The following is a 12,666-nucleotide window of genomic DNA, read 5'->3' on the forward strand; positions in this document are numbered from 1 at the left end:
GTACCTCCTTTTTGAAATATAGTGATATTCACTTCGTTTTAATGTACCCTGTATAGGTGCTGGAAATTCAAGTTTTTGTTCGTGTATGCTATACTGTTTTAGATATAGAAATGCTACGGGAGGTACATAAGACATGGCCAAAAAACAATATGCCATCATTGGCATGGGGCGTTTCGGATCCAGTGTTGCGAGAGCACTCAGCGGTATGGGGTTTGACGTACTTGCGATTGATGCGGACGAGCAGCGGACACAGGAGATTTCAAATATAGTAACACACGCCGTATCTGCAGATTCAACGGATGAAGAAGCGCTACGCGCACTTGGTATTCGCAATTTTGATGTGGTGGTTGTGGCTATTGGTGAGGACATTCAAGCAAGCATTCTTACAACTTTAATCCTGAAGGACCTTGGTGTACCAGCAATTATCGCAAAAGCAAAAAGTGAGCTGCACGGCAAAGTATTAGGGAAAATTGGTGCAGACAAGGTGATTTATCCTGAACGGGATATGGGAATGCGGGTTGCGCATCATTTGGCTTCGCCTAATATATTAGATTATATCGAGCTGTCGCCTGATTATAGTATTTTGGACATGAAGGTATCCGGATCGATGCTCGGGAAAAATCTACAAGAGCTCGATATCCGTGCAAAATATGGCTGTAACGTAATGGCTATTCGCCAAGGTGAAGAGATGAACATCTCCCCTCGCGCGGAGGATCGCTTGATCGATGGGGATACCCTTGTAATCGTTGGGCATAAAGATAACCTGACGAAGCTGGAGATCGCGTATCAGTAGGTGGGGAGATTCTGATGATAAGCGTTATTCCGAGGAAAGTTGGACTTCCGGTCGCTGTTGTCTCCAGATTTTTTTGATTTGAACCGCTTGCTGCGGATAAAATCCCGAGACAAAGGCGAACGCTTACGCTCCTACAGTTCCAAATTTCCTCTCCATAACGTAATCATCAGATTTATAGGGGAGTAGAAGAGAAGAAGAACAAAGATAAAGATAAAAAGCAAAGATATAAGAGCAAGAATAACTGGCAAGGCATAAGAAAGGAAGACTTTATGGAAATCATGTCTCCGCAAAATATGCGGGTTAAAGAGTGGGCCGGGCTGCAGGAGAAAAAGCACCGTGACAAGGCTCGTAAATATATCGTAGAAGGCGTTCATCTGGTACAGGAAGCGCTGCTGGCTGAAGCGGATGTGGAATGCCTTGCTTATGACCTGGACAAGGGAATGCCCGCTGAACTCAAGGGGCATCTTCAGTCCGTTCAGGGCATGGATGTGATCGGCGTAACAGCGGCGATCATCTCGAAATGCAGCAGCACTAATACACCGCAGCCGGTGTTCGCCATCGTGCGGAAGGAACAGCAGGCGGTAGAGGCTATCCTAGCGAAGAAGGATAGTCTGGTGGTTGTCCTGGACGGTGTCCAGGACCCCGGTAATGTCGGCACCATCATCCGCAGCGCGGATGCAGCGGGAGCAGACGGAGTGATCCTCGGCCAAGGCTGTGCCGACCTCTACAATCCGAAGACCATTCGTTCCACGATGGGCTCGATGTTTCATCTCCCGGTGGTGGAGGGAGATTTAAGTGAGATTTTGCCACAGGCCCGGGAACGCGGGGCATTGCTGGTAAGTACTTCGCTGCAGGGAGAAGAATCGTGCTATCAGCATGATTTTCACGGCAGTCAGTGGCTGTTGATTGGCAGTGAGGGCAAAGGCATTTCGCCGGAAACTGCGCGACTCGTGGACAAGAGTATCATCATCCCGATGGCAGGCCGCGCTGAATCACTAAATGCGGCGATGGCCGCGACGATTTTGCTGTTTGAGGGAATGAGACAGCGAGAGGCATAAGCTTCTTCTAAAAAATGAACGGACGATAAAAAACTGCAAGCTCATGATTGAGTTGCAGTTTTTTTGTCGTTTTTAAGAAGCCTGCTCAAACTGGCTATTGTAGAGCTCTGCATAGAATCCGTTCTGAGCCAGCAATTCTGCGTGGCTGCCGCTTTCCAAGATATCGCCGTCCTTCAGGACCAGAATCACATCGGCATTCTTGATCGTTGAGAGCCGGTGTGCGATAACGAAAGAGGTTCTGCCCTCCATAAGCTTATCCATCGCCTGTTGAATCAGCAGCTCTGTACGGGTATCCACTGAGCTTGTAGCTTCATCAAGAATGAGCATTGGCGCATCTTTCAGCATCGCACGAGCGATGGTCAGCTGCTGCTTTTGTCCGGCGGACAGATTAACTTTATCGTTCAGTACGGTGTTGTATCCGTCACTTAAGGATTTAATGAAGCGGTGCAGGCCAACGGACTTGCAAGCCTCTATAAGCTTCTCGTCTGTTATGTTCTGCTGATTGTAAATCAGGTTCTCTTTGATGGTACCCTCAAACAGCCAGGTATCCTGCAGGACCATACAGAACAGATCATGAATGTTCTCTCTCGTAAGGCTGCTGATCGGCGTATCATCGATGTAGATTTCTCCACCCGTTAATTCGTTGAACCGGATGAGCAGATTGACCAGCGTAGTTTTGCCTGCGCCGGTAGGACCAACGATCGCCACTTTTTGTCCAGGTTTTACATCTGTCGAGAAGTTATTGATAATCAGTTTTTCTGAAGTCTCATACGCAAATTGTACTTGGTCAAATTTCACTTTACCTTTAGCAGTTGGCAGTGTGTTCTCTTTGTGGCTCTCGTCTTCCATTTCCTCAGCCTCCAGAAATTCGAACACGCGTCCGCCAGCTGCAGATGCAGCTTGCAGGCTCTGCGCGGCCTGGGCAATCTGGGACAACGGCTGGGTAAAGTAACGTACATACATAATGAAGGCGACGATAACCCCAAATGAAATCGTACCGTTCATGGCGAGTACACCTCCAACGATACAGACGGCAACGAATCCTAGATTACCAATAAAGCCCATCAGGGGTGGCATCAGCCCAGAGAGGAATTGCGCTTTGAAGGCGCTGTTCTTCAGTCCCTGATTTAATTCCTGGAAGGTAGTGCGCATCTGCGCTTCGCCATTATACGCTTTAACTACATTATGTCCTGTGTACACTTCTTCGACATGACCGTTGATTTTACCTAAATACTCCTGCTGGCTAGCAAAATATTTCTGCGATTTCTTCATAATGACCACCATAAGGCCAAAGCCAACGATCGTTGCCACGATAGCGGTAAGGGTCATAATTACATTGGTCTTCAGCATCATGACGATCGAACCGACGAACATAGCTAAGGCGGTTACGACATTACCAATACTCTGATTCATCGATTGCCCGATGGTATCTACATCATTCGTTACCCGGGATAAAATATCACCTGTGGCCGATTTATTATAGTAGGAGATTGGAAGTTTGTTCATTTTATGAGCCAGATCAGTTCTTAATTTCTTCGAGACCTTCTGGGTAATAATCGACATGATCAAGCCTTGCGAGAGTGACAACAACGCACCGACGCCGTAAATTACGACGAGGGTAATGCCAATGGTAGTAATGCCGTCCATATCGATGCTGCCGGCAAGACCAGCTGTAATTTTGTCGGTGATCTCGGAGAGTTTGTCCGGACCGAATAACGTGAGCACCGTTCCAGCTGCCGCGCAGATTAGCGCAATCACAATAACCGGAACATATTTACTGCAGTAGCGGAGCAGCTTGCTCCATGTATTCTGGCCTTTATTTTTAGTTTTCATTATGCAAGCTCCTCCTTTGTAAGCTGAGAATAAGCAATTTCCTGATAGACGTCGCAGGACTGCATTAGTTCGTCATGGGTTCCCATGCCTGCGATTCGTCCGGCTTCCAGCACAATGATCTTGTCGGCATCTTTAATCGTACCAATACGCTGTGCAACGATCAGCATCGTTGAATCATTGGCGTCTTTCTTAAGCTCACTGCGCAGTTTGCGGTCAGTCTTATAGTCAAGCGCGGAGAAAGAATCGTCAAAGATTAATATTTCTGGACGCCGGGCAATCGCTCTGGCAATCGACAGCCGCTGTTTTTGCCCGCCAGACAGATTCGTTCCGCCTTGGGCGATATGGGCATCATAGTTCCCCTCTAGCTTTTCTACAAATTCAGAGGATTGGGAAGTGTACACCGCATCTACAATATCTGAACTGAGGACCTGACCGGATCCGTTCTCACCAAATGCAATATTGGAGGACACTGTTCCGCCAAATAGAACAGCCTTCTGAGAGACATAGCCCATTTTATTCCGCAGCGCTTGCTGGTCGTATTCTCTGACATTGATACCATTTACCAGCACTTCGCCTTCTGTAGCATCATAGAAACGGGGAATGAGGTTAACAAGTGTACTTTTCCCGCAGCCTGTAGATCCGATAAAAGCAACCGTCTCCCCCTGCTTCGCCGTGAAGCTGATGTTCTCCAACACATATTCCTCTGCATCTGGATATTTGAAGCTAACCCCCCTGAATTCAATTTCATCTTCTCGCTTCACAGGGAATTGAGTTACTGATCCATTCTTCAAGCTAGGTACTGTTTCTAGCACTTCATTGATACGCTTAGCCGATACTTGAGCACGGGGCAGTAGAATAAAGATCATAATCAGCATCATAAAGGCCATAACCACTTGCATGGCATAAGATGAGAATACGATCATATCTGAGAACAAGCCCATCTTGGCAGTACCCTCGGCTGCTTGAATGAGCACTGCACCCACCCAATAGATGGAGAGACTGAGTCCACTCATAATCAAAGTAATACTCGGCATCAATACGGTCATTACATTGTTGGCAAATAGGTTGGTACTGGTAAGCTCGTTGTTAGCTACAGCGAACTTCTGTTCTTGATATTCCTCGGCATTATACGCCCGGATGACACGAAGACCGTTAAGATTCTCTCTGGATACACGATTCAGATTATCTGTAAGCAGCTGCAGCTTTTTAAATTTAGGCAGGACGAGCACGATACAGACTGCGACAATAACTACTAGCAATGCGACCGCGGCACCTGTCGTAAGAGTCCACTCCCAGCTTTTGCCTGAAATCTTGAGTATCGCCCACACTGCGAGGATGGGTGCTTTCACAAGTAGCTGTAAGCCGATCACAATCAGCATTTGTACTTGCGTGATGTCATTCGTGGAACGGGTAATTAGACTGGCTGTTGAGAAGTTACTGATCTCCTCCATCGAAAAGGATTGTACCTTATCGAACAATTTGGAACGCAGTCTTGCAGACAAATCGGCTGCTATTCTTGCAGCAATGCCCGCTACAATAACCGAGGTCGCCAGACTGCCAAGAGCACAGAGCAGCATCCAACCGCCTGCGACAAGGATTTCATTCATTTCGCTTCCTGGTGTCTGGATCAGCCGGGTAATATCACTCATGTAGTCAGGCAGTTCTAAATCCAGCCAGACTTGAGCGATAATGAACATGAGACTGATACCGAATAAGAACCATTCTTTGGGTTCCAGATTCTTGAGTAATTTCAACATAAGAATGACTCCTTTGCATTATCGTTGCTATGATCTTAACGGAGAATGATAAACTGAAAGTTAACTTTTGCTATGAAAAGAAAGAAGAGACCGTCCCTCAAGCCATAGAATGACTGCTTGGGATAGTCTCTTATAAAAAATACACATAATCTATGAATTCTTCAATAAAATCTGCACCAGTTTCCCTTTTCCTTTTTTGATACATTGTGAATCCAACACTTTCGTACATCCGTTGAGCAGGGTTTAAATCGTCATTCGTGGTTACAATAATTTTTGTTACATCATTCTGGGTGATTCTATTAACCGCCTCTTGAAGCTGGATTTTACCATAGCCATTGCCTTTATGTTTTGAAGCAATGCAATTATGCCCGATTTCTGCATACTCAGGCATGTTTCTCGGGTCCCACACCACAAATCCGATGGGTTCATCATTTACAGTTGTGATAAAAGCATTTTTATCTGCAATTTGTAAATGGTCAAAGAAAAAGTTGTCAAAATCCTGCCAATCAGAAATAGAGCTTTGTTCATATCTGCGATCAAATGAATACGCATCAGTCAATAATTCAAGGAGAATTCCCCGGTTAAAGCCGCTCAGTTTTTTGAATTGTACACTCATTTACTGGTAACCCCCAATTCTTTATTTACCTTTTTAAAATCGGGGAGCAGCACGGTGAAAGTGGTTCCTTGCATTGGAACACTGTCGCAGGTGACGGTTCCGCCGTGCAGCTCAATGATTTTTCGGACAATCGTAAGCCCCAGGCCATTACCGGCAGTAGAGTGAGAGGTATCTTGCTGATAGAACTTGTCGAAGACCTTGAGAAGTGCACTTGGACTGATGCCTGCTCCATTATCACGGAACGTAATTTCAACCTGATCTTTCATCTGCCTCATAGTAACTTCGATTTCGCCGTGCTCGGGAGTGAATTTAATCGCATTGTCCAATAAATTCAGCCAGACCTGGTTCAGCATCTCTTTATTCCCAGGCACCATATAGTCCTGTACGTTGGCTTTGAAGGAAATATGCTTTTTCGTAAGTTTAGTATGCAGTAGCAGGACACATTGGCGAATTTGTTCTCCGACATTGAAGGGCTGTCGATCAGTTAATATTGCCTGTGCTTCCACTTTGGAGAGGTTCAATACATTGGAGGCCAGTGTAGCCAGACGGGTAGATTCCTCGATAACAATATCCAGATATTCATTCCGTTCATCCTTACTCAGCTCGTCATCCTTCAGGATTTCAGCGAACCCTTTAATCGACACAATCGGAGTACGGAATTCATGGGAGAAATTGTTTACAAAGTCTGTTCGCAGAATTTCAATGCCACCCAGTTCCTCGGCCATCCGGTTAATATTCTCGGAAAGAATCTTGAATTCCGGAGGGTGCTTGAGCTGCAGCCGCATGGAGAAATCGCCTCCGGCCAGCTGGTCAATAGCATCAATAAATGTGCGGATTGATTTCAGCATTCTGCGACTGGTAATTACTGATGTGACGGTGCCGATAATAATGCAGGCAATCAATATAATCAAGGTGAGAATTTTTTTGTCCTGAAGAATCCGCTCATCAAGTAGGCCGAAGGCCAAGGACAAGTAGGTCAGAATGCCGGTGATTAACACTGTAATGAGGAAAATAATGAATACAGCAAGCGAGAAGTAGATTGGCAGACTGATTTTGCTGCTTAGCTTTTTGATCATTTTCTCACCGCCTTGTATCCGAGACCGCGGACGGACACAAGTTCGAATTCCGGATAGTTTTCAAACCGTTTCCGCAAGCGGTTGATATGTACATTAACCGTAGTGTCCGTAGTCTCGCTGTCCATCCCCCAGATTTCGTCCATCAGCTGGATTCGAGTGAAAATGCGCTCCGGATAGGATAAAAGCTTATAAAGGAGAAGGAATTCCTTTTGGGGAAGCATCTGTTTTTCATTGTCTCGAATTACTGTTAACGCATCGAAATCAAGAATGACTTTACCAACAACAAGCTTACGGGCGCTTACAATTTGCGAGCGGCGCAGAAGGGCTTGTATTCTCAACAGCATTTCTTCTGTATCTACAGGTTTGGTCATATAATCGTCGGTTCCGAGGCGGAAGCCTTTTTTCTTATCTTCTGGAAGCTGTTTGGCCGTAGCCATGAGGATAGGGATCATGTTGTTCGCATTCCGTAGCTCCTCGGCAAATTCATAACCATCCATCCCCGGCATCATGATATCGAGAATAATTAGATCAATATGCTGGACTTCAAGAACATCCAGTGCCTGGATTCCATTCTCAGCGGTTAACACTTCATAACCTTCCCGTTTCAGGACAGCGTTCATCAACTTTCTGACATGCTTATCGTCTTCCACAACGAGGATCTTAATCATGGTTTCACTCCAATAGGTTTCGGATTTGACCCTTTTCCCCATAATTCTAATTGATAAAAGTGCTAAAGACAAAGTCTTTAGCAGTTGGGCAAACTAAGTAGTCTCCCGTTCCACCAATGTAAACGAAAGTGGCTGCAGCTCCATATCCCGCTCAAGCAGCACTGGAGCTAGCAGAAGAAAAGCGTTCTCCGCTTGTCCCGCAATCGGATTCAGAATGGTCGTGATTCCAAGAGTTCGCGATAGCTCTGAATTATCAAAACCAACGATGGCGAGATCCCCGGGCACGTCCAATTTCTGCCTGCGTGCTTCGTTGAGAATACCCGCTGCCACCATATCATTGGAGCACAGAATCGCATCTGGCCGGCCTGTTTCATCCATAAGGGAGCGCAGCAACTGCTCTCCGTCGCGGATACTGTAAATCGTAGAGTAATACCATTTCCCCATAACGGGAAGATTATATTTGGTCATGATTTGCTCATAGGCCAGGCGTCTACTGTGGGTATTAATGCTGCTGGGACGGCCAAAAGCATTGGCGATGCGCTTATACCCTCGCTCTATCAAATGCTCCAAAGCGAGTGTGTATCCATCATATTGGTTCATGGCAACGGACGGTATTTCAGGATGGTCCATACGCTGCCAGGATACGATGGGTCCGTATTTGCAGTAAGAAGAGATAACATTCTGTTCGTTGACGGAGGTCAGGATGAGCAGGGCGTCGACCCGTTTCATTTTGAGATCTTCAAAAGCCTGAAGCTCCTTCTGCTTATCCCCGCCGGTAGTATAAATAATCGTCTGGTATCCGTAACGACCTGAAATTTCGACGAAGCTGTTCATAAAACTCAGAATAAGCTCGTTTAGGTCCATGGTGATCATGCCGATTTGTTGTGTTTGACCTTTGGATAAAGAAATGGCATTCCGGTTAGGAACATAGTCCGTTTCTTTCATGATGGCGAGAATTTTCTCACGAGTCTCCTTGCTAACATGAGGCGATTGGTTCAGGACGCGGGACACCGTGGCTTTGGAAAAGCCCGATAGCTTAGCGATTTCGTCAAGAGTGGACATCGGTTTGTTCTCCTTCGCATGAATAATACTTGACATGTAACGCGTTCCAAGGTTTAGGATTCGAATTAGAGCAGTAATCCTATACTATCACAATAGCAAAGGCGGGAAAAAATATGGAATTGCAATTTCCAAAAGGATTCTTATGGGGCGGTGCTGTAGCAGCCAATCAGCTTGAAGGGGCGTATCAGGAGGATGGTAAAGGATGGTCCACCCAAGATGTTATGCCGAAGGGGATTAAGTCTGCGCCTACAGAGGCTCCTACCGACGATAATATGAAGCTGGTGGGAATCGATTTCTATCACCGATATAAAGAAGATATTAAGCTGTTCGCGGAAATGGGCTTTAAAGTATTCCGGACGTCCATTGCCTGGTCCCGAATTTTTCCAAAAGGGGACGAGCTGGAGCCTAATGAAAAAGGTCTGCAGTTTTACGACGACCTATTCGATGAGTGTCATAAATACGGCATCGAGCCACTGGTGACTATCTCCCATTATGAAACTCCGCTACATCTGGCAAGAGAATATGATGGATGGGTTAACCGTAAGATGGTGGATTTTTACGAGCGCTATGTGAGAACGATATATAATCGTTACAAGAACAAGGTTAAATATTGGCTGACCTTTAACGAGATTAACTCCATTCTTGAGTTCCCATTTATGAGTGGCGGGATCAATACGCCGTTGGAGAAATTGAGCAAGCAGGATCTGTATCAGGCCATTCATCATGAGTTCGTAGCAAGTGCTCTGGCTGTGAAGATCGGACATGAGATTAATCCAAACTTCCAAATCGGGTGTATGGTGCTCAGTATGCCGATTTATCCGCTCACTCCGCATCCGGACGATTTGATCAAGGCAATGCAAAGTGATCACAAAAATATGTTCTTTGCGGATGTTCATGCTAGAGGGTATTACCCTGGCTATATGAAGCGGTTCTTCAAAGAAAATGGGATTCACATTCATTTTGAACCAGGGGACGAAGAGATTCTGAAGCACACTGTGGATTTCATATCGTTCAGTTACTATATGAGCACTTGTGAAACGGCTGATCCAGAGAAACAGATCAGAGGAGAAGGGAATCTGCTGGGTGGGGTGCCTAATCCGTATCTGGAAGCGAGCGAATGGGGCTGGCAGATCGACCCGCAAGGCTTGCGTTATGTTATGAATATGTTCTACGACCGATATCAGAAACCGCTGTTTATCGTGGAAAATGGTCTTGGCGCTGTCGATCAGCTGGTATTAGATGGGAACGGCGAAAAGGTAATAAACGACGACTATCGGATCAATTATTTACGAGATCATCTGGTTCAGGTCGCGGAGGCTATTGCCGACGGAGTGGAAGTCATGGGCTATACAAGCTGGGGCTGCATCGACTTGGTTAGCGCAACGAGCGCCGAACTAAAGAAACGTTATGGCTTCATTTATGTGGACCGTCATGATGATGGTTCAGGTACTCTTGAACGATACCGGAAGAAGTCCTTCCACTGGTACAAAGAAGTGATTGAATCAAATGGACAGAACCTGTTCTAGGATGTCGGTTGACATCATGAATTGAACATGTTAATTTGTAAATAACAATTAATCGGATATCAGGATTGCTACTGCATAGCAGGCAAAACCTAAGTTTCATTTATGATTACGGGGAATTTCTCTCTCGTACATAGATGCGATTTAGGTTTTTTTGCGTTCATTCAATTCCGATTGATTAATTTATCGGTTACCAAAGGGGTGTAGGATAATGAGTTATGAACAGCTGGGTAAAGACATCATTCAATCTGTCGGTGGAGAGAAAAATATTAACAACGTAATTCACTGTGCTACTCGACTAAGATTCACACTTAATGATGAGCAGAAAGTTGATAAAGAAAAGCTGGATAAAATGGAGGGGGTTATTGGAGCAGTTAGCAAAGGGGGACAATTCCAAGTCATTGTGGGTACCCATGTTGCTGATGTCTATAAAGAGATAAGCAAATCCATATCCCCTAGTAGTAATTCTGGCGATAATACGGTTAAGAAACCTATAGGAACCCTGATTTTTGATGTGATTTCTAGAAGCTTCTCGCCTTTAATTGGTGCCTTAGCGGGTGCGGGTATGTTGAAAGCGCTATTAACTGTACTGACTTCGTTAAATGTTTTAGCGGCGGATGGAGAGACTTACAAAGTACTAGCCGGTGCTAGTAATGCTGTGTTTTACTTTCTGCCAATTTTCCTGGGCATTACGTTATCGATTAGACTTGGTGTAAATGCTTATGTAGGGGGCGCTATCGGTGCGGCCTTACTCGAACCTAATATTACGGGATTAGCCAGTGTTGAATCTCCACATTTTCTAGGTATTCCTTTAGTAATGTCGGATTATTCATCGAGCGTTTTTCCGATTTTCATCGCCATCTGTATATATGCTTTATTAGATAAGCAACTAAGAAAATTTATACACAAGGATTTACAATTGTTCTTGGTACCTATGTTATGTTTGATGTTAATTGTTCCTTTAACCATTTTGGTTTTCGGACCGTTTGGAGTGAATGTAGGGAACTTAATCGGAGACGCTATTGTGTTCCTCAGCAGTAAGAGTGGTATTATTACGGGTGCAATTGTGGGGATTTCCTGGACGTACCTGACCGTGCTCGGTTTGCACTGGGGACTCGTTCCGATTATTCTTGAAAACATTGCTAAGGGTGGAGATCCGATCTATGCAATGGCAGGTATGGCTATTTTCGCTCAACTTGGTGTCGCCTTAGGAATTTTCTTGAAAACAAAAGACAAAAAGCTGAAAACATTGGCCGGAAGTACCTTTTTACCTGGCGCGCTCTCAGGCGTAACTGAACCTATTATTTACGGATTGCTGACACGTTACAAACGGACTTTTATTTATGTATCTATTGCCGGTGGTCTAGGTGGAGCGATGTCGGGTCTTGCTGGTGTAAAAATGGAAGTATTCGCATTTGTTAGCGTATTAAGTCTTCCTGCATTCTCACCTTTGGCTATTCAAGCGATCATAGCTCTTGGGACGATTATATTGGCTACGGTGATTACGATGTTCTTTGGCTTTGAAGACAAAAAGAAAGCGAATGCTGTGGAAGAAACATCGAATGGTGTAGAAGAAAAGACGAATACTGAAAAGAGCGAAGTTATTCTCCCACACGCTGTGAAAAGTACAACTATTGTAAGTCCTCTAGCTGGTAACGTAATCCCTTTATCCTCAGTAGATGATGCTGCATTTGCTTCTGAAGCAATGGGCAAGGGGATGGCAATCGAACCCTCAGAAGGTAGGCTGTACTCCCCGGTAAGCGGGGTTGTATCCACTATTTTCAGAACAGGTCATTGTATTGCAGTCGTATCGGATGATGGCGTTGAAGTCCTGATCCATATCGGTATAGAAACCGTGAAGTTAAAAGGTAAATACTTTGATGTGAAAGTGGAAGAAGGAGCAACGGTTAAACAGGGCGACCTACTGATTGAATTTGATCTTGAACAAATAAAAAATGAGGGCTATCAAAGCACAACACCGATCATCATTACCAATACAGCTAACTATAGTGATGTCATTGGCACCAAGAAAGCAGCGATCTCGCCGGGCGAAGATTTGATGACTGTTGTCGTTTGATTTAGTGGCTGACCATAAGAATGAACACGAAATCGATCTCTTAGTCTGAATGCTGAGAGGTCGATTTTTTATGAAAAACATAATAAAAATATAGCTAGTTGCGCATAATGGAAAGGATTGCTAGATGCTTGTCGATTAAATAAGTCCATGGTATGATTTTTATAAATTAATAATTGTGGATTGTTACTGGTCGTGCAGGCAAA

General features: G+C 45.0%; 10 protein-coding genes. 4 read left to right on the forward strand and 6 right to left on the reverse strand.

Annotation, left to right across the window (positions count from 1 at the left end; translation table 11 throughout):
* Nucleotides 1-133: 133 nt before the first annotated feature.
* Both MKY52_RS13465 and MKY52_RS13470 read left to right on the forward strand, forming a co-directional pair.
* Entirely contained in the window at nt 134-793 is a 660-nt protein-coding gene (locus tag MKY52_RS13465) for a potassium channel family protein (RefSeq protein WP_341051699.1), read from the forward strand.
* Between the two features lie 269 nt (nt 794-1,062).
* Entirely contained in the window at nt 1,063-1,851 is a 789-nt protein-coding gene (locus tag MKY52_RS13470) for a TrmH family RNA methyltransferase (protein ID WP_341051702.1), read from the forward strand.
* A gap of 72 nt (nt 1,852-1,923) precedes the next feature.
* Here MKY52_RS13470 and MKY52_RS13475 read toward each other — a convergent pair whose 3' ends face one another.
* From MKY52_RS13475 to MKY52_RS13500, 6 genes are all read right to left on the reverse strand, one after another.
* Complete coding sequence (locus tag MKY52_RS13475) at nt 1,924-3,684, reverse strand: ABC transporter ATP-binding protein (protein ID WP_341051703.1); 1,761 nt, start codon at nt 3,682-3,684, stop codon at nt 1,924-1,926.
* Entirely contained in the window at nt 3,684-5,441 is a 1,758-nt protein-coding gene (locus tag MKY52_RS13480; RefSeq protein ID WP_341051704.1) for an ABC transporter ATP-binding protein, read from the reverse strand. The genes MKY52_RS13475 and MKY52_RS13480 overlap by 1 nt, the downstream gene beginning before the upstream one ends.
* A 130-nt stretch (nt 5,442-5,571) precedes the next feature.
* Complete coding sequence (locus MKY52_RS13485) at nt 5,572-6,057, reverse strand: GNAT family N-acetyltransferase (protein ID WP_341051705.1); 486 nt, start codon at nt 6,055-6,057, stop codon at nt 5,572-5,574.
* Nucleotides 6,054-7,133: a HAMP domain-containing sensor histidine kinase gene (locus tag MKY52_RS13490; RefSeq protein WP_341051707.1), complete on the reverse strand. Its 1,080-nt coding sequence runs from the start codon at nt 7,131-7,133 to the stop codon at nt 6,054-6,056. Before MKY52_RS13490 ends, MKY52_RS13485 begins: the two co-directional genes overlap by 4 nt.
* Nucleotides 7,130-7,801 carry a response regulator transcription factor gene (locus MKY52_RS13495; protein WP_341051709.1) on the reverse strand — a complete coding sequence of 224 codons (672 nt, stop codon included), beginning with the start codon at nt 7,799-7,801 and terminating at the stop codon, nt 7,130-7,132. Before MKY52_RS13495 ends, MKY52_RS13490 begins: the two co-directional genes overlap by 4 nt.
* A 93-nt stretch (nt 7,802-7,894) precedes the next feature.
* A complete protein-coding gene (locus tag MKY52_RS13500; RefSeq protein ID WP_341051711.1) occupies nt 7,895-8,863 on the reverse strand; it encodes a LacI family DNA-binding transcriptional regulator in 969 nt (322 codons plus the stop codon).
* A 113-nt stretch (nt 8,864-8,976) separates the two neighbouring features.
* On the opposite strand from MKY52_RS13500, the gene MKY52_RS13505 reads away from it, so the two are divergent.
* Entirely contained in the window at nt 8,977-10,389 is a 1,413-nt protein-coding gene (locus MKY52_RS13505; protein ID WP_341051712.1) for a glycoside hydrolase family 1 protein, read from the forward strand.
* A gap of 208 nt (nt 10,390-10,597) precedes the next feature.
* The gene (locus MKY52_RS13510; RefSeq protein ID WP_341051714.1) at nt 10,598-12,463 is read left to right on the forward strand and encodes a beta-glucoside-specific PTS transporter subunit IIABC; all 1,866 of its coding nucleotides are present in this window, start codon (nt 10,598-10,600) and stop codon (nt 12,461-12,463) included.
* Nucleotides 12,464-12,666: the final 203 nt, after the last annotated feature.

This window comes from Paenibacillus sp. FSL P4-0184 (assembly GCF_038004625.1).
GTDB lineage: Bacteria > Bacillota > Bacilli > Paenibacillales > Paenibacillaceae > Paenibacillus_AQ.